Annotated in this window: 16 protein-coding genes; 5 read left to right on the top strand and 11 right to left on the bottom strand. The window is 72.9% G+C overall.

Annotation, left to right across the window (positions count from 1 at the left end; translation table 11 throughout):
* Positions 1–56: 56 nt before the first annotated feature.
* Positions 57–1,364 carry an MFS transporter gene (locus B7P34_RS30905; RefSeq protein WP_106681498.1) on the bottom strand — a complete coding sequence of 436 codons (1,308 nt, stop codon included), beginning with the start codon at positions 1,362–1,364 and terminating at the stop codon, positions 57–59.
* 62 nt (positions 1,365–1,426) lie between these two features.
* On the opposite strand from B7P34_RS30905, the gene B7P34_RS30900 reads away from it, so the two are divergent.
* Positions 1,427–2,413, top strand: a complete 987-nt coding sequence (locus B7P34_RS30900) for a LysR family transcriptional regulator (RefSeq protein ID WP_106681497.1) — start codon at positions 1,427–1,429, stop codon at positions 2,411–2,413.
* Between the two features lie 336 nt (positions 2,414–2,749).
* Here B7P34_RS30900 and B7P34_RS30895 read toward each other — a convergent pair whose 3' ends face one another.
* On the bottom strand, positions 2,750–3,598 hold the full coding sequence (locus B7P34_RS30895) for a hypothetical protein (RefSeq protein WP_223268406.1): 849 nt from the start codon (positions 3,596–3,598) through the stop codon (positions 2,750–2,752).
* 103 nt (positions 3,599–3,701) lie between these two features.
* Between B7P34_RS30895 and B7P34_RS30890 the strand changes: the two genes are divergently transcribed.
* Together B7P34_RS30890 and B7P34_RS30885 are read left to right on the top strand one after the other, a co-directional pair.
* Positions 3,702–4,814: an adenosine deaminase gene (locus B7P34_RS30890; RefSeq protein ID WP_106681495.1), complete on the top strand. Its 1,113-nt coding sequence runs from the start codon at positions 3,702–3,704 to the stop codon at positions 4,812–4,814.
* A 187-nt stretch (positions 4,815–5,001) separates the two neighbouring features.
* Positions 5,002–5,448, top strand: a complete 447-nt coding sequence (locus B7P34_RS30885) for a hypothetical protein (RefSeq protein ID WP_106681494.1) — start codon at positions 5,002–5,004, stop codon at positions 5,446–5,448.
* Positions 5,449–5,609: 161 nt separating this feature from the next.
* Here B7P34_RS30885 and B7P34_RS30880 read toward each other — a convergent pair whose 3' ends face one another.
* From B7P34_RS30880 to afsQ1, 5 genes are all read right to left on the bottom strand, one after another.
* Positions 5,610–5,825: a PspC domain-containing protein gene (locus B7P34_RS30880; protein ID WP_106681493.1), complete on the bottom strand. Its 216-nt coding sequence runs from the start codon at positions 5,823–5,825 to the stop codon at positions 5,610–5,612.
* 116 nt (positions 5,826–5,941) lie between these two features.
* Positions 5,942–6,496 carry a VanZ family protein gene (locus B7P34_RS30875; protein ID WP_106681502.1) on the bottom strand — a complete coding sequence of 185 codons (555 nt, stop codon included), beginning with the start codon at positions 6,494–6,496 and terminating at the stop codon, positions 5,942–5,944.
* Positions 6,497–6,721: 225 nt separating this feature from the next.
* Entirely contained in the window at positions 6,722–7,345 is a 624-nt protein-coding gene (locus B7P34_RS30870; protein WP_106681492.1) for a hypothetical protein, read from the bottom strand.
* On the bottom strand, positions 7,342–8,874 hold the full coding sequence (locus B7P34_RS30865; protein ID WP_286157529.1) for a sensor histidine kinase: 1,533 nt from the start codon (positions 8,872–8,874) through the stop codon (positions 7,342–7,344). The genes B7P34_RS30870 and B7P34_RS30865 overlap by 4 nt, the downstream gene beginning before the upstream one ends.
* Positions 8,871–9,548: a two-component system response regulator AfsQ1 gene (gene afsQ1, locus B7P34_RS30860; protein WP_173864811.1), complete on the bottom strand. Its 678-nt coding sequence runs from the start codon at positions 9,546–9,548 to the stop codon at positions 8,871–8,873. Before afsQ1 ends, B7P34_RS30865 begins: the two co-directional genes overlap by 4 nt.
* A gap of 214 nt (positions 9,549–9,762) precedes the next feature.
* On the opposite strand from afsQ1, the gene B7P34_RS30855 reads away from it, so the two are divergent.
* The gene (locus B7P34_RS30855; protein ID WP_106681491.1) at positions 9,763–10,542 is read left to right on the top strand and encodes a SigE family RNA polymerase sigma factor; all 780 of its coding nucleotides are present in this window, start codon (positions 9,763–9,765) and stop codon (positions 10,540–10,542) included.
* Positions 10,543–10,795: 253 nt separating this feature from the next.
* On the opposite strand, the gene B7P34_RS30850 is transcribed toward B7P34_RS30855, so the two are convergent.
* Entirely contained in the window at positions 10,796–11,422 is a 627-nt protein-coding gene (locus tag B7P34_RS30850) for a hypothetical protein (RefSeq protein WP_223268405.1), read from the bottom strand.
* A gap of 222 nt (positions 11,423–11,644) precedes the next feature.
* Here B7P34_RS30850 and B7P34_RS30845 point away from each other — a divergent pair, with 222 nt between their 5' ends.
* On the top strand, positions 11,645–12,049 hold the full coding sequence (locus tag B7P34_RS30845) for a hypothetical protein (RefSeq protein ID WP_223268404.1): 405 nt from the start codon (positions 11,645–11,647) through the stop codon (positions 12,047–12,049).
* 81 nt (positions 12,050–12,130) lie between these two features.
* Here B7P34_RS30845 and B7P34_RS30840 read toward each other — a convergent pair whose 3' ends face one another.
* The 3 genes from B7P34_RS30840 to deoC are packed head-to-tail and all read right to left on the bottom strand — an operon-like array spanning position 12,131 to position 15,454.
* Positions 12,131–13,024: an aldehyde dehydrogenase family protein gene (locus B7P34_RS30840; RefSeq protein WP_106681488.1), complete on the bottom strand. Its 894-nt coding sequence runs from the start codon at positions 13,022–13,024 to the stop codon at positions 12,131–12,133.
* Positions 13,017–14,456 (bottom strand): aldehyde dehydrogenase family protein, encoded by a 1,440-nt coding sequence (locus B7P34_RS30835; RefSeq protein ID WP_106681500.1) that lies wholly within the window; start codon positions 14,454–14,456, stop codon positions 13,017–13,019. The genes B7P34_RS30840 and B7P34_RS30835 overlap by 8 nt, the downstream gene beginning before the upstream one ends.
* Positions 14,457–14,470: 14 nt before the next feature.
* The gene (gene deoC / locus B7P34_RS30830; protein ID WP_106681499.1) at positions 14,471–15,454 is read right to left on the bottom strand and encodes a deoxyribose-phosphate aldolase; all 984 of its coding nucleotides are present in this window, start codon (positions 15,452–15,454) and stop codon (positions 14,471–14,473) included.
* Positions 15,455–16,111 lie beyond the last annotated feature (657 nt).

The raw sequence follows: 16,111 nt of genomic DNA, 5'->3' as shown, positions 1-16,111 counted from the left end.
CCGCCAGGACAGGTGGCGGGGAACCGGCCCCCCTTCGGGTTCCGTAAGGCCCCGGGCTACGCCCGGACCGCCGCCCCGCGTCGGCGCTCTACGAGCGCCCTGCGCGTCGCGTACAGCGTGATCGACGCCGCGCCCACCATCGCCAGCAGGCCCAGCACCACCGTGCCGTCCCAGCCCCCCGCCCCGAAGGCGATCGCGCCGAGCGTGCCGCCGACCGACGAACCCAGGTAGTACGCCGTCTGGTAGAGGGCCGAGGCCTGGGCCCGGCCCGTCTTCGCGGCGCGGCTGACCGAGGACGACGCCACCGCGTGGCCGGCGAAGAAGCCCGCCGTGATGAGGACCAGGCCCGCCAGGACCGCGAGCAGCGACGACGTCAGCGACAGCAGCAGGCCCAGGGTCGTCGTGCCGACCGCCAGGTACAGCGCCCCGCGGCGGCCCAGCCGGCCGACGAGCTTGCCGGCCGCGGCCGACGACGCCGTGCCCACCAGGTAGATCAGGAAGATCGAGCCCACGACGCCCTGCGGGAGCGAGAACGGCGCGTCCGCCAGCCGGTAGCCGATCACGGTGTACACCGCGCCGAACACCGTCATGAACAGCGCACCGATCGCGTACAGGCGCCGCAGCAGCGGGTCGGACAGGTGACCGCCCACCGTACGGGCCAGCCGCTTCGGCGACACCGCCGCCGCCTTGAAGTGCCGCGCCTTCGGGATCAGCAGCCGGAACGCCAGCGCGCACACCACCGCCAGCGCGCCCACCGCGGCCAGGCCGGCCCGCCAGCCCCACGCCTGGGCCACCCAGCCCGCGAGGATGCGGCCCGTCATGCCGCCGATGCTGTTGCCCGCCACGAACAGCCCGATCGCGCCGACCAGCGCCTTCGGCCGGACCTCCTCCGCGAGGTAGGCCATCGCCGACGCCGGCACCCCGGCCAGCGCCGCACCCTGCACCGCGCGCAGCGCGACCAGCCAGCCCAGGCTCGGCGCGAGCGGCACGAGCAGGGCCACGAGCGCGGCCACGCACAGCGAGGCGGTCATCATCGTGCGGCGCCCGAAGCGCTCGGAGAGCGCGCTGAGCGGGACGACCGCGAGGGCGAGCCCGCCCGTCGCGGCCGAGACCGTCCAGCTGGCCTGATCGGCCGTCACCCCGAGGCCGCCGGAGATGGCCGGCAGCAGCGCCTGCGTGGAGTAGAGGAGGGCGAAGGTGGCGACACCCGCGGCGAACAGGGCCAAGCTCATCCGGCGGTAGCCGGGGCCGCCCGGCTCCAGCCGGGTGTCCTCGCCGGACGCGTGAGAGAAGTGAAGGGACGACAGAGCAGAGGCACCCGAACGCACGATGACGCTGGATGCCCCGGTATCGGCAGGAGGCATACGAAAACCGTAGGCAGCCTGGGCTGATGCGTCCAATGCACAGAATGGCGATAATCGATCCTGTGTTGCATGAACGCAGGTCACGGCCGCCCTTGTCACCGCCCGGCAATGAAAAAGACATCCCCGTAACAGCGGACGTCGAGGCCGACTCCTGGGCCGCCACCCTCACGCCGCGGCTCGCGCAGTTCGTCGCCGTCGCCCGCCACGAGCACGTCACGCGCGCCGCGCAGCAGATCGGCGTGCCGCAGTCCACGCTCAGCCGCTCGATCGCCCGGCTCGAAGACGACCTGGGCGTCGCCCTGTTCGCCCGCCACGGCCGCACCGTCTCCCTGACCGCGGCCGGCCGCACCTTCCTCGCCACCGTCGACCGCGCCCTGTCCGAGGTCGACCGCGCCGCCGAGTCCGTACGGGCCGACGCCGACCCCGCCGCCGGCAAGGTCGCCTTCGGCTTCCTCCACACGCTCGGCACCGAGACCGTACCCGAGCTCATCCGCGCCTTCCGCGCCGACCATCCGCGCGTACGGTTCCAGCTCGTGCAGAACTACGGCGAGTCGATGCTGCAGCGGCTGCGCGACGGCGAGCTCGACCTGTGCCTCACCTCGCCCGTCCCGGACGCCCCCGACCTCGTCTCGCGCCGCCTCGACGAGCAGAAGCTGCGGCTCGTCGTCCCCGACGACCACCCCCTCGCCTCCCGCAAGCGGATCCGCCTCGCCGAGGCCGCGTCCGAGCTCTTCGTCACCCTCGAACCCGGCTACGGGCTGCGGCGCATCACCGACGCGGTCTGCGCGGAGGCGGGGTTCACCCCGAAGATCGCCTTCGAGGGCGAGGAGGCGGAGACGCTCCGCGGCCTCGTCGCGGCGGGCCTCGGCGTGGCCCTCCTGCCCCCGCCGGCCGTCCCGCGGCCCGGCGTCGCCGAACTCACGGTCACCGCGCCGCGCGCGTTCCGAGAGATCGGGGTGGCGTGGCTGGACGGCCACCCCGACACGCCGCCGGTGGCGGCGTTCAAACGCTTCCTCTTGTCGAGGAGGGGCCAGCTGCTGCCACGGTGACGGTCCCGCTTCGCGGGGTTCGCTTCGCGGGGTTCGCTCCGTGGGGGCGCGCCGAGTCCGGCACCGCCGGAGACGCCGAGTTCGGTTGCGCGCCGCTGCGGCGGATTCGAGAGGCGAGGCCTCTCGACGACCCTGCCGGCGCATCCGCAGCTCTTTGCCGCAGGCAAAGAACTCCCGCCGCGACGGCGAGCGACCCCCGCCTGCGTGACCGGCGGTGCCGGACCCCGCGCGCCCCGCAGAGCGAACCCCGCGGAGCGAACCCGGTCGCAGGTGCAATCCTCCCGCCGCGACGGCGAGCAACCCCACGGGACGTGTCCGGCGGTGCCCGGCGCACCCTCAGTGCCCCAGGCTCGCCCCGAAGCCGGAGGCCAACGGCATGCGGAGGCCCAGCGGCGGCGGAGCCGCGAGCGCGTCCGCCACCGGCCGGGCGAAGTGGTGGCCGAAGAGCACTCCGCGTACGAAGTCCGCGGCAAGTGCCCGGACTTCCGCGCGGTGCTGGCGCAGGCCGTGCCCGTCGGAGTGGACCTCGAAGCGGCACACGTCGCGGTTGACCTTCTTCGCCCGCTGGGCGAGGCGGAAGGACAGATCGGGGTCGGTGTGCTCGTCGTTGGTGCCGTGCACGATCAGCACGCGCCGCCCGCACAGCTGCCGCACCGGTTCGGGCTCCGGCTTCGCGGGCCCGTCCGCGTCCGGCAGCCACGGGGCGACGGCCAGCACCGCCGTCACCGCCGCGTGCCCCGCGGCCCGGAGCGCCGCGCGGCCGCCCATGTCGGTGCCGACGAGGCACACCGGCACGTCGCCGTAGCGCCGCACGACCTCGTCCGCCGCCCATTCGGCGTCCCGCACGGGGTCCGCCGCGGAACCGTTCCACCCGCGCAGCCGGTAGTGGACGACGTGGGTGACCAGCCCGTCCTCCGCGGCCGCCGCGGCCAGCCGGCGGGCCAGCGGCCGTTGCGCGGCGAGGTCGAGCGCCGAGGGCCCGCGGGTGCCCTCGGCCCGGCCGCCGGGCAGCAGCAGCGCCACGCCGTGTACGCCGCGCACCGTGCGCCCGGCCCCGAGCGGCTTCCCGAGCCGCGCCGTGGGCCGTGCGGTGTCCCGCTTCTCCCGGTCCCGCTTCTTCCGCGGGGGGTTCGGCTGTCCGTGCGTTCCTTCCGGATCCCGCTGAGGCAACGCTTGCTGAGCCATGGCAGAAACGATGGCAGAAGGACTGACGGTGTCCACCCCGCCGACGGGTCACCGTTCCGTATCGTTCGCCTCCATCTACGCGCGTAGGGGCTAGAGTGCCGAAATGACGACCGAGACCATCCAACCGAACCCCGAACAGATCCGTCGCGCCCCCAAGGTCCTGCTGCACGACCACCTGGACGGCGGGCTGCGCCCCGGCACGATCGTCGACCTGGCCCGTGAGACGGGCTACACCGGTCTGCCCGAGACCGACGCGGACAAGCTGGGCGTCTGGTTCCGCGAGGCGGCCGACTCCGGCTCGCTGGAGCGGTACCTGGAGACCTTCGCGCACACCTGTGCGGTGATGCAGACCCGCGAGGCCCTCGTCCGGGTGGCCGCGGAGTGCGCCGAGGACCTGGCCGAGGACGGCGTCGTCTACGCCGAGGTGCGCTACGCGCCGGAGCAGCACCTGGAGGCCGGCCTCACCCTCGAAGAGGTCGTGGAGGCCGTCAACGAGGGCTTCCGCGAGGGCGAGCGCCGCGCGAAGGCCAACGGCCACCGCATCCGGGTGGGCGCGCTGCTCACCGCCATGCGGCACGCGGCCCGCGCCCTGGAGATCGCGGAACTCGCCAACCGCTACCGCGACTCCGGCGTCGTCGGCTTCGACATCGCGGGCGCCGAGGCGGGCTTCCCTCCCACCCGTCACCTGGACGCGTTCGAGTACCTCAAGCGCGAGAACAACCACTTCACCATCCACGCGGGTGAGGCGTTCGGCCTGCCGTCGATCTGGCAGGCCCTGCAGTGGTGCGGCGCGGACCGGCTCGGCCACGGCGTCCGCATCATCGACGACATCGAGATCGGCGAGGACGGCAAGGCCAAGCTGGGCCGGCTCGCCTCGTACGTCCGGGACAAGCGCATTCCGCTGGAGATGTGCCCCACCTCGAACCTGCAGACCGGTGCGGCCAGCTCGTACGAGGAGCACCCGGTCGGCCTGCTGCGGAAGCTGCATTTCCGGGCGACTATCAATACCGATAATCGCCTGATGAGCGGCACCAGCATGAGCCGGGAATTCGAGCACCTGGTGAAGGCCTTCGGCTACACGCTGGACGACATCCAGTGGTTCACCGTCAACGCGATGAAGTCCGCGTTCATCCCATTCGACGAACGTCTGGCGATGATCAATGACGTGATCAAGCCGGGTTACGCCGAGCTCAAGTCCGAGTGGCTCTTCCAGTAGGAGTGGGCGGGCCTTTCTGACCAGCGGCGTTCTCACCGGCCGCAACGGACGGTGAATCCGCGGGGAATAGCGTGCGGCGGCCGGGACGTTAATCGTCCCGGCCGTGTCAATGATTGCGGCGGCCGGGAAGTCGTGGCTAGGTTGCAGTGCCGCTCGAAGAATCCCCCGTCGCGAGGACAGAATTCAGATGAAGCTCGGAAACTTCAGGACTCTCGGTGCCGTCGCCCTCGGTGTTGCCTTCGCCGCCGCGGCGGCGGGGAGCGCCCAGGCGGCCGGCTCCGCGGGTGCCGTCGAATCGCTCACGACCACCGCCCGGACCACGACGGCGGGGCTGCCCATCCAGCAGGTCGCCGAGGTCGCCCCCGCGGGCGGCCCGGTGATCTCCGCGGCGGACCGCGCGATCCAGAGCGGCATGCTGACGGCCCCGGCCCAGGCCGTGGACAAGGCCGTCGCGCCGCAGCTCCCGACGCACGAGCTCGCCCCGAAGGGCGTGACCAGGGCCGCGGCTCCGGAGACCAAGGACGCCACGGCCGCGGCCACCCTGCCGGCCGACAACAAGGGGAACACGGGCCTGCTGGCGCCCCTGTCGGGGCTCCCGCTCAGCAGCCTGCCGGTGCCCGGCATCGGCGGCTGACCAGCCCCGCTCCCGCGAGCCCGTCCCGCTCGTACGACGGCGGGCCGTCATCCGGAACGATTCCGGAGACGGCCCGCCGTTTCGCGTACGGAATGCTTTTTAAGCGTTTAAGTGTTTAAGCGTTCTGGTGCTCTACCGGTTATCCGAAGTGCTCCACTGCTTTACCAGGAGTGCGCGGCCCCGCCGTTGCGCGCGTCCTCCGACGGCAGCAGGATCCACAGCGCGATGTAGAGCAGGAACTGCGGGCCGGGCAGCAGGCACGAGAGCAGGAAGATCACCCGCATCGTCGTGCGGGACGTCCCGAAGCGCTCGGCCAGACCGGCGCACACCCCGGCGATCATCCTGTGGTTGCGGGGACGGACCAGCTTGGCGGACATGACGGCGACTCCTCGTCTCGCGGGAACCGATACGGCGCGGGAACGTTTTTCCCGTCCATCCCGTCGGCTTCCCGATGACTCCACGTTATGTCCGCGGACCCGGCCGGAACGTCGGCCTAAGGGGCGATCCCGACCCTGGGGATCGTCGGGGTGACACCCTGAGGGGTCTCCTCCCGGCGTATGGGCTCCGGGTGCCGCCCGTCCGACCTGCGACGGAGGCGGGCCCTCGCCGCGGGGACGACGGCCAGGTGCACGGCCGCCACCCCCGTCACGTTCAGCAGGAGCGCGTCCACGTCCAGCACCTGGCCCACGACGCCGCTCTGCACCACCTGCAGCGCCAGCGACACCATCGCGCTGGTGAAGACCGTGCGGGTCAGCGAGCCCAGCGGCGAGGCCGCGAGGCGGCCGCGCGCCCACGGCAGCAGGACGCCCAGCGGGGCGAGCGGCAGGACCCCCGCCCCTATGGCCCGCGCCGCCTCCCAGGGGCTCAGGGCGAGGTCGGCCCGGATCGTGGCCAGCGGCTCCAGGTGCGCGGCGGACACCCAGGGCACGGTCAGCGGGCGCAGGGCGAGCCAGCCGACCGTCAGCAGATGGACGACGAGGAGCACGCAGCCCGCGAGGCGGTAGCGGTATCGGAGGGCGGGCGTACCGCCGTAACCATGACCCTGCACGCCCCACATGACGCGGTGCGCCGGTCGCACGGTTCCGGCCGGGAGCCTCCGGCGGTTCCCCCGGGGCGCGTGCCGGTTCCGCCTGCGTAGGCCGCCGGAGCCCCGCCGCGGTGGCGGGTCGCCGCCGCGGCGGAAAAGGATCGCCCGCCGCAGCGGTGGGACACCACGGGCGCGGCGGCCCGCCGGTGGTCGTGATCACCGCGGCGCCACGTCCGGCGACAGGCCTTACGAGACGGTCGTGCCCGTGATGTCCGCGCTGTCCGGATGCACCCGGAGCTCGTCCGTGCACGCGTAGCTCTTGGGGCGCTCCTCCGCCGGGCCGCCCAGGATCACCGTCCGCTTGCCGTCGGCCGCGGCCGTGCCCGCGTACGTGCACACGAGCTGCGCCAGGCCGACCTGCGGCAGCTCGCCGGGGTCCCGGCCGAGCCGCAGCGTCCCCGCGGGGTCGCCGGGCCGCGGCCCGGAAACGGTCAGCCGCTGCGGCACGGCCGTGGACATGCCCGCCTCGGCCTCCTCGTTCGACGGCGCCTTGCGGAGCTCGTCGAGCAGCAGGCGGGCGACGGCCACGCCGTCCTCGGAGGTGTCGGGCCCGTTCACCGCGCGGGTGACGGGCACCAGCTGCGAGGTGCACTCCAGCTGGACGGTCACGGCGGCGGAGCCGGAGGGGACGGTGCGCCCGGACTTGACGACGCACGACGAGCGCGACGGCGCGCCGCCCGCGTCCACCGGCACGGCGGTGCCGCGGATGCCGCAGGCCGTGGCCGTGCCGAGCAGGGCGAGGGCCAGCGCGGTGCCCCGCAGGGCCGCCCTGCGGCGCGGGGCCGGTCTCGGGTGCGGAGTGGTGCTCACTTGCCGTCCTCCCCGTCGCCGGCTGGCTGCTCGGTGAGGCCGGAGGCGTCCCGCGGCAGGGTGAGCGTGAAGACCGCGCCGCCCTCGGGGGAGTTGGCCGCGGTGATCTCACCGCCGTGGATGTGGGCGTTCTCCAGGGCGATGGACAGGCCGAGGCCGCTGCCCTCGGAGCGCGGCCGGGACGCGCTCGCCTTGTAGAAGCGGTCGAAGACGTGCGGCAGGACGTCCTCGGGGATGCCCGGGCCGTGGTCGCGCACGTCGATGCGCAGCGCGTCGTCCTCCGTGCGGACCGAGACGCGCACCGGGGAGCCGCCGTGCTTGAGGGCGTTGCCGATGAGGTTGGCGAGGATGACGTCGAGGCGCCGCGGGTCGAGCCGGGCCATGATGCCGCGCTCGGCGTCCAGCTCGACGGCGTCGAGCCAGGCGCGGGCGTCGATGCAGGCGGTGACCTGGTCGGCGACGTCCACGTCGTCCAGCACGAGCCGGGCCGTGCCCGCGTCGAAGCGGGTGACCTCCATCAGATTCTCCACCAGGTCGTTCAGCCGGCGGGTCTCGCTCACGACGAGCTGCACCGCGGGGGCGATCATCGGATCGAGGTTGTCCGCCTCGTCCTCCAGCACCTCGGTCACCGCCGTGATGGCCGTGAGCGGGGTCCGCAGCTCGTGCGACATGTCGGCGACGAAGCGGCGGCTCGCGGCCTCCCGGGCGCTGAGCTCCTCGACGCGCTTCTGCAGCGACTCCGCGGTCTTGTTGAAGGTGCGCGACAGGTCGGCCAGCTCGTCCGTGCCGGAGACGCGCAGCCGGGTGTCCAGCTTGCCCTCGCCGAGCCGCCGGGCCGCGTCGCCGAGCCGCTGCACGGGCCGCAGCACGGTGGACGCGGCGGCCTGCGCGAGCAGCGCCGAGCCGATGAGCGCCAGGCCGGTGGCGATGCCCAGCGACCAGGCCAGCGAGTTGAGGTCGGCGCGCTCGTTCTCCAGGGACTTCAGCAGATAGCCCGTGGGGCCGCCGCCGATCACCTTCGCGCCGCCCACCAGGTACGGCTTGCCGTCCAGCGTGATCCGCTGCCAGTACAGGTGGTACGCGTAGCGGTTGGAGTCGTCCACGCGCCGCTCGCGGTTCACGGCCGCCTGCAGCGACTTCGGCACGACCTTGAGGGAGAACAGGTCGCGGTCCGAGGGCGCGGCGCAGGCCTTGCCGCCCTCGCCGCTGCCGATCAGCAGCACCTCGTACTTCTGCGACGTGGCCGCCATCCGGTCGGCCGCCGCCTGCAGCTCCTGGCAGGTGGGCCCGAGGGGCAGCGTGCCGGTGTTGTCCTGCAGGGACTTGCGGAAGTCGTCCAGGGCCGCGTCCTGGGTGCGGGTGAGCACCGCGTCGCGGTTGAGCCAGTACGCGATCGCCGACGCGGAGACGGCTGCGGCCAGGGCGACCAGGGCGAAGACGAGCATCAGCCGCAGCCGCAGGCTTATCCAGCGCAGGCTGAGCTTCATCACGTTGCGGGCGGCGGCCCAGCGGCGCACGCGTCCGGTCACTGCGGAGCGTCCAGGCGGTAGCCGACGCCGCGCACGGTGCGGATCAGGGTCGGGGACGACGGCACGTCCTCGACCTTGGCGCGCAGCCGCTGCACACAGGCGTCGACCAGCCGGGAGTCGCCCAGGTAGTCGTGCTCCCAGACCAGGCGCAGCAGCTGCTGGCGCGAGAGCGCCTGCCCCGGGCGGCGGCTGAGCTCCAGGAGCAGCCGCAGCTCGGTCGGCGTGAGCTGCAGCTCCTCGCCGTTCTTGGTCACGGTCATCGCGGAGCGGTCGATGACCAGCGAGCCGAAGGCCGCGGAGTCGTTGGTCTCGCGCTCGCCGCGGCGCAGCACCGCGCGGATCCGGGCGTCCAGCACGCGGCCCTGCACGGGCTTGACCACGTAGTCGTCCGCGCCGGACTCCAGGCCCACCACGACGTCGATGTCGTCGCTGCGCGCGGTGAGCAGGATGATCGGCAGCTGGTCGGTGCGGCGGATGCGCCGGCACACCTCGAAACCGTCGATACCGGGCAGCATCACGTCCAGCACGATCAGATCCGGCCGCTGCTCGCGGAGCAGCTTCAGGCCGTCCTCGCCCGTCGCCGCGGTCACCACACGGTGGCCCTGACGGGACAGGGAGAACTCGAGAGCGGTGCGGATGGCGTCGTCGTCCTCGATCAGCAACAGGGAAGGCACGGTGGTCATTCTGGCCTACGTCAGCCCGGTAGTTCGACCGGCGCCCTTCCCGCGCCCTCCCGCCGGGCCCTTCCGTGCCCCGCCGAGCTGTTGCAGGGCTGTGACAGTCGGCGGACAGCGCGATGAAACTGGCCCGGCAGGCTTTTGGTCATCGGGCAGCGAGGCCCGGTACGGAAATCGGACCGAGGCTGGCTCCACCGACGGGGGGCGCGAGATGAACACACTGCACAGCACCACGACCAGCGCAGTCATTCGCACGCGCCTGCACGACGCCGGGCGGGGCCCGGAGAAGTCCGGTGCCGTGGGCGGGCGGGGGTGCGCCCGCGGCACCGGACGTGTTCGGCCGCCGTACATGGTGGCGATCGACGCGGTCACGTACGGGGAGGCCAAGGGAGCCGCGGGGGCGGCTCCGGCGGCCACGGGGGAGAAGACGGGGGACGTCACGGGGGCGTCCCGGACGGAGACCGTGTCCGCCGAAGCGGCGTTCACCGCCTACGTCCAGGAGCGCCGCGCCTCCCTGTACGCGACCGCCTACCACCTGACCGGCGACCGCCACGAGGCGGAGGACCTGCTGCAGAGCGCGCTGTTCTCCACCTACCGGGCCTGGGACCGGATCACGGACAAGGCGGCCGTCGGCGGCTACCTGCGCCGCACGATGACCAACCTGCACATCAGCGCCTGGCGCCGGCGCAAGCTCAACGAGTACCCGACCGAGGAACTGCCGGAGATGCCCGGCGAGGGCGACGCGATGCGCGGGACCGAGCTGCGCGCCGTCCTCTGGCAGGCGCTGGCCCGGCTGCCCGAGCTGCAGCGCACGATGCTCGTCCTGCGCTACTACGAGGGCCGGACGGACCCGGAGATCGCCGAGATCCTGGACATCAGCGTCGGCACGGTCAAGAGCAGCATCTGGCGCTCGCTGCGCCGCCTGCGCGACGACGAGGTCATCGGCTCAGGCCGTGACCAGCTGGAGTCCTTCGGCGAGCTGGTCGCCTGAGCGGCGTCAACGAACGACAAGGGGCCCTGCACGGGGGGCGCTTCGGGGGGAGCGCGGACGGGGCCACGGGGGAGCGGAAGCGGGTCGGACGGCCGGGGGGCCTGTCCTGACCCGCTTTCGCGCGTCTTCCGCGCCGGGGCCGCGCGCCCCGGCGCGCTTCTGTGCGCGTCCGGCCGCTTCCGGTGCCCCGGTCGGGCCGCGCGTACGGTGCTGACGGACCGGACGGACCGTACGCCGCTCCGTGCGTCCCCGGTCAGACCCGTACGCTCTCGCGGCGGCCCGCCGCCGCGGCGGCTATCCGGCCCATGGCCGTCTCCTTGCCGCACGCGTACGCGCCCAGCGCCGTCTGGCGGGCCACGATGCCGCGCTCGGCGCGCATCAGCCGCAGGCCGCGCCGGACCAGGTACGGCACGGACTTGCGGCCCTCGCGCAGGTCGCGCGCCAGCCGGCGGCGGAAGGTCGTCGAGGGGCGGCCGCGCAGGCACAGGGCGTCGGCCAGCACGCCCAGCTCGCGGCAGCGGTCGATGATGTCGGCGGCGAAGATGCCCTCGGCGATGAACAGCGGCGTGCGGCCGATGTCCAGGACGCTCGTGCCCGTGATCGAGCTGCTGGAGATCGAGTACAGCGGCACGTCCGTGCGTGACGTGCGGCACAGCTGCTCGATCGCGGCGACGGCGGCGTCCGCGTGCCACGAGAGCGGGGAGTCCCAGTCCGTGCCCGAGCCGTCCGCGAGCAGCGGAAGCGTCGGGTCCGTGCCCTCCTTGTAGAAGTCGTCCAGGTTGAGGACGGGCAGCCCGGTACGGGCCGCGAGGGACGACTTTCCGGAACCGGAAGGACCGGTCAGCAGGATGACGCGCGCGGGGCTCAAGTGGGGAGTCACGGGACACCAGTGTGAGGCATTGGTCCGCATGGGGGATCCCCCCGGGTCGCATGGTGCGCGCAGTGTCACCACTCGCATACGCTGCGTTGTCGTTCGTCCGCATCTCGCGACCGTCCGCATCCAACGACTCCGGCAGGGCAGGTGGCCATGGCCTCGCACGCACGACACGCACACTCCGCCAGCAAGGCGTCGAGAGCGCTCCGGCGCCGGATGCTGCTGCGCGTGGGGCTGACCGTATCGGCGGGCGCGGCCTTCGCCGCGGGCGGCGCGGCCACCGCGAGCGCGGCCGGCGTGGATCCGGGGATGGGCGGTGGCCTGGCCCGCGCCCAGTTCGGCGAGACCAACATCCCCGCGGCCATCGAGGGGGCCAACAAGGGCCTGGAGGCGGGAGCGGAGGGGATCTTCGACACGGTCAAGACCCTGCGGACCAACCCGCTGGCCGGCACGCCCGTCGACCCGTTCGACAACACGGTCGGCACGAAGGTGGGGCAGATGCAGCCCGTCACCACCAAGCCGGCGACGGCGCCGATCTCCAAGGGCGGCAGCCTGACGGACCTGCCCGTGGCGAGCAACCTGACGTCGCTGCTGCCGACCGGGCGGCCGGCGGTGCCTCCCAAGGGGCACTGAGAGCGGACGCGAGGAGGCGGGGTGGGCCACTGGCCCACCCCGCCTCCTCATGCCGTTCAGGCCCGTTACGGCCCGCCCGGGTCAGTACGACGAGCCGCCCGCGCCCAGCGACCCCGTCGGGTGCCAGACCGTGCGCGTCTCCAGGAACGCCGTCATGCGGTCCGTGCCGGGCGCCGCCGCCCAGTCCACAGGCTGTGGACGCAGTACGCGCTTGAGGTTGTCCGCCGCGGCGATCTCCAGCTCCTTGGCGAGCTCGGCATCCGCACCGGCCAGGTCGATCGCGTTGACGTCCTGGTGCGCGGCCAGGGACGGCGCGATCTCCGCCGTACGGCCCGACAGGACGTTCACGACGCCGCCCGGGACGTCGGAGGTGGCCAGCACCTCGCCGAGCGACAGGGCGGGCAGCGGGGCCTTCTCCGAGGCCACCACGACCACCGTGTTGCCTGTGGCGATCGCCGGGGCGATCACCGACACCAGGCCGAGGAACGACGACTCCTGCGGCGCGAGCACGGCGACGACGCCGGTCGGCTCGGTGGAGGAGACGTTGAAGAACGGGCCCGCGACCGGGTTGGTCGCACCGGTGATCTGGCCGATCTTGTCGGTCCAGCCCGCGTACCAGACCCAGCGGTCGATCGCCGCGTCCACCTGGGCCGCGGCCTTCGCCTTGGACAGGCCCTCGGCGTCGGCGACCTCCGCCACGAACTGGTCGCGGCGGCCCTCCAGCATCTCGGCGACGCGGTAGAGGACCTGGCCGCGGTTGTACGCGGTCGCGCCGGACCAGCCGCCGACGGCCTTGCGGGCCGCGACGACCGCGTCACGGGCGTCCTTGCGCGAGGACAGCGGGGCGTTGGCCAGCCAGTTGCCCTTGGAGTCGGTCACCTCGTACACCCGCCCGCTCTCGGACCGGGGGAACTTGCCCCCGACGAACAGCTTGTAGGTCTTGAAGACACTGAGTCGCTCGGATCGCTCAGACATCGAGGTACGCCTCCAGGCCGTGGCGGCCGCCCTCGCGGCCGAATCCCGACTCCTTGAAGCCGCCGAACGGCGACGTCGGGTCGAACTTGTTGAACGTGTTGGCCCAGATGACGCCCGCGCGCAGCTTGCTCGCGACGGCCAGCATGCGCGAGCCCTTCTCCGTCCAGATGCCGGCGGAGAGGCCGTACTGCGAGTTGTTCGCCTTGGCGACCGCTTCGCCCGGGGTGCGGAACGTGAGCACCGACAGGACCGGGCCGAAGATCTCCTCGCGGGCGATCCGGTGGGCCTGGGTGACGCCCGTGAACAGCGTCGGGCGGAACCAGAAGCCGTTCTCCGGCAGCTCGCACGCCGGGGCCCAGCGCTCGGCGCCCTCGGCCTCGCCGCTGTCGGCCAGCTCGGTGATCCGGGCCAGCTGCTCGGCCGAGTTGATCGCACCGATGTCGGTGTTCTTGTCCAGCGGGTCGCCGAGGCGCAGCGTGGACAGGCGGCGCTTGAGGGAGTCCAGCAGCTCGTCGTGGATCGACTCCTGGACCAGCAGGCGCGAGCCCGCGCAGCAGACCTGGCCCTGGTTGAAGAAGATGCCGTTCACGATGCCCTCGACGGCCTGGTCGATGGGCGCGTCGTCGAAGACGATGTTGGCGCCCTTGCCGCCCAGCTCCAGCGTGAGCTTCTTGTCCGTGCCCGCGACCGTACGGGCGATGGCCTTGCCGACCGCCGTGGAACCGGTGAACGCGACCTTGTTGACGCCCTCGTGCGCGACGAGCGCGGCGCCCGTGGTGCCGTCACCGGTGACGATGTTGACGACGCCCTTCGGCAGGCCCGCCTGGCGGCAGATGTCCGCGAAGAACAGCGCCGACAGCGGCGTGGTCTCGGCCGGCTTGAGGACGACCGTGTTGCCCGTGGCGAGCGCCGGGGCGATCTTCCACGCCAGCATCAGCAGCGGGAAGTTCCACGGGATGACCTGGCCCGCGACGCCCAGCGGGCGGGGGTTCGCGCCGTAGCCCGCGTGGTCGAGCTTGTCGGCCCAGCCCGCGTAGTAGAAGAAGTGCGCGGCGACCAGCGGGAGGTCCGCGTCGCGGGTCTCCTTGATCGGCTTGCCGTTGTCCAGGGTCTCCAGGACGGCCAGCTCGCGGCTGCGCTCCTGGATGATCCGGGCGATCCGGAACAGGTACTTGGCGCGCTCGGCGCCCGGCAGCGCCGACCACTTCTCGAACGCCTTGCGGGCGGCCTTCACCGCGCGGTCCACGTCCTCCGCGGAGCCCTGGGCGACCTCGGAGAGCACCTCCTCGGTGGAGGGGCTGATCGTCTTGAAGACCTTGCCGCCGGTCGCCTCGGCGAACTCGCCGTCGATGAACAGGCCGTAGGACGGGGCGATGTCGACGACCGCGCGCGACTCGGGGGCGGGTGCGTATGCGAATGCCTTGTTAGCCATGTCAGCCATGTCGGTCAGTCCACCGTCACGTAGTCGGGACCGGAGTAGCGCCCGGTGCTCAGCTTCTGCCGCTGCATCAGCAGGTCGTTGAGGAGGCTGGAGGCGCCGAAACGGAACCAGGTGTTGTCCAGCCACTCCTCGCCCACGGTCTCGTTGACCAGGACCAGGAACTTGATCGCGTCCTTGGTGGTGCGGATGCCGCCGGCCGGCTTCACGCCGACCTGCACGCCGGTCAGCGCGCGGAAGTCCCGCACGGCCTCCAGCATCAGCAGGGTGTTCGCCGGGGTGGCGTTGACCGCGACCTTGCCGGTCGAGGTCTTGATGAAGTCGGCGCCCGCGAGCATGCCGATCCAGGACGCGCGGCGGATGTTGTCGTACGTCGACAGCTCGCCCGTCTCGAAGATCACCTTCAGGCGGGCCCGGTCACCGCACTCGGCCTTGACGGCCCGGATCTCCTCCAGGACGTCCATGTACCGGCCGGCGAGGAACGCGCCACGGTCGATGACCATGTCGATCTCGTCGGCACCGGCCTCGATCGCATCGCGCGTGTCCGCCAGCTTGACCGGCAGCGCGGCGCGGCCGGCCGGGAACGCGGTGGCGACGGAGGCGACCTTCACGTCCGTGCCGGCGAGGGCGGCCTTGGCCGTCGCCACCATGTCGGGATAGACGCAGACCGCGGCGGTGCGCGGCGTCGTCCGGTCGGTGGGGTCGGGGTTGACGGCCTTGGCGGCCAGGGCCCGGACCTTGCCCGGGGTGTCGGCACCCTCGAGCGTCGTGAGGTCGATCATCGAGATCGCCAGGTCGATGGCGTACGCCTTCGCCGTGGTCTTGATCGAGCGGGTGCCGAGCGAGGCGGCGCGGGCCTCCAGCCCGACCGCGTCGACCCCCGGGAGTCCGTGCAGGAAGCGGCGCAGCGCACTGTCGGAGGCGGTGGCGTCCGCCAGCTCCTTCAGCCGCGTCGCGGCGTCGTTGCCGTGTGCGGTAACTGTGGTGGGCATGGTCACCAGATGAGCATATCTACGCGCGTAGCGCGTGTACACCCCTGCTGGTGGCGGCGCTCTTACGAGCGGGGTGGCCGTCCGGCCAGGGTGTTGTGCCCTGGGGCGCGCCCTGTCCTTCCGCCGCGGCGGCGATGGGCCACGACGGCGCAGTCCGACGGTGCCGGGTGGCCGTCCGGCCCGGGTGCGGAGTGTGCGAGGTGCGCACGTGCTGCGTATCTCTCCCGCCGCGGCGGCGCGCAGCCAGGACGGCGCAGTCCGGCGGTGCCGGGTGGCCGTCCGGCCCGGGTGCGGTCGTCCGGGGCGCCGCGGGCATGCTTTCCGCTGCGACGGTGATCTGCCATGGGGGCGGTGCCCGGCGGTCCTTGTGGCTCGGGTGTGCGGGGTGTGCACGTGCTGCGTATCTCTCCCGCCGCGGCGGCGCGCAGCCAGGACGGCGCAGTCCGGCGGTGCCGGGGGGCCGTCCGGCCCGGGTGCGGCCGTCCGGGGCGTCGCGGGCGTGTTTTCCGCCGCGGCGGTGGGGCCCGGCGGTGCGGGGCAGGCCTTGTGGCCCGGGTGTGCGAGGTGCGCACCTGCTGCGCATATCTCCCGCCACGACGGCGCAGTCCGGCGGTGCCGGACCGGCTTCGCGGCCCGGCCGCGGTGCACCCCCGGCCG

The organism is Streptosporangium nondiastaticum, assembly GCF_003011965.1.
GTDB lineage: Bacteria > Actinomycetota > Actinomycetes > Streptomycetales > Streptomycetaceae > Streptomyces > Streptomyces nondiastaticus.
The sequence above is the reverse complement of the archived record's forward strand: the minus strand, read 5'-3'. Positions and strand labels throughout refer to the sequence as shown.